Annotated in this window: 1 protein-coding gene; it reads left to right on the top strand. The window is 69.1% G+C overall.

The window, feature by feature from the left end:
- Positions 1-1,018, top strand: a 1,018-nt coding sequence (locus tag DMH01_RS42235) for an IS630 family transposase (protein ID WP_125685082.1), incomplete at its 5' end; no start/stop codon positions are given.
- Between the last annotated feature and the right edge of the window lie 81 nt (positions 1,019-1,099).

The raw sequence follows: 1,099 nt of genomic DNA, 5'->3' as shown, positions 1-1,099 counted from the left end.
CAGACGTCGCTCGACGGCGCAGGGGCTGGCGATGCGGGCCCGGATCGTGCTGGCCTGCCCCCAGGGCGGCGGCAACGTGGCGGTGGCGGCGCGGTTGCGGCTGGACCGCAAGACGGTGGCGCGCTGGCGCAGCCGGTTCCTGGCCCGACCGCTGGCCGGGCTGTGCGACGAGCCGCGGCCGGGCGGGCGCCGCCCCATCACCGACGCCACGGTGGAGCGGGTGGTGGTGCGCACGCTGGAGGAGGTGCCGGCCGGATCCACGCACTGGAACAAACGAGAACTCGCCCGCCAGGTGGGCATGTCACCGACCAGCGTGGCCAACATCTGGCGGGCGTTCGGGCTGCAACCCTGGCGAACCCAGAACTTCAAGATCTCCACAGATCCGCTGCTGATCGACAAGATCCGTGACGTGGTCGGGCTGTATCTGGCCCCGCCCGCGCATGCGGCGGTGTTCGCTGTCGATGAGAAACCGCAGATCCAGGCGTTGCAGCGGAGCGCGCCGGTACTGCCGATGCTGCCCGGTGTGCCCGAGCGGCGCAGCTTCGACTACGTCCGGCACGGCACCGTGGACCTGTTCGCCGCGCTCAACACCGCCACCGGCAAGGTGATCGGCAAGCTGTCGGCCCGTCACCGCGCCATCGACTTCCGCGACTTCCTCGACGAGATCGACCGCCAGGTCGAACCAGGTCTGGCGGTCCACCTCATCTGCGACAACCTGTCCACCCACAAGGCGCCGGTGGTGCACGCCTGGCTGCTGGCCCATCCGCGTTTCACGTTGCACTTCACCCCGACCTACTCCTCCTGGATCAATCAGGTCGAGCGCTGGTTCGCCGAGTTGGAGCGCCGCTGCCTGGAGCGTGGCAGCTTCTGCTCGTTGGACGCGCTCAAAGCCACGCTGGAGGAATGGATCGAGCTCTGGAACGACAACGCCAAGCCGTTCCGCTGGACCAAGACCGCCGACCAGATCATCGACCGTATCTGTCGCTACTGCGACCGAATCTCAAAGCCGGCTCACTAGCCGCCGGAACGCGCCGTACGGGCTGGAGCCGGAGCGGGGCTGGCGGACGCGACTGCCGGCCCGCTGGAGGTCGGGTGAGGG

Source organism: Amycolatopsis sp. WAC 04182 (assembly GCF_003947465.1).
Classification (GTDB): Bacteria; Actinomycetota; Actinomycetes; order Mycobacteriales; family Pseudonocardiaceae; genus Amycolatopsis.
Note: the sequence above shows the minus strand (reverse complement) of the source record. Positions and strands in the feature narration are given on the sequence as shown.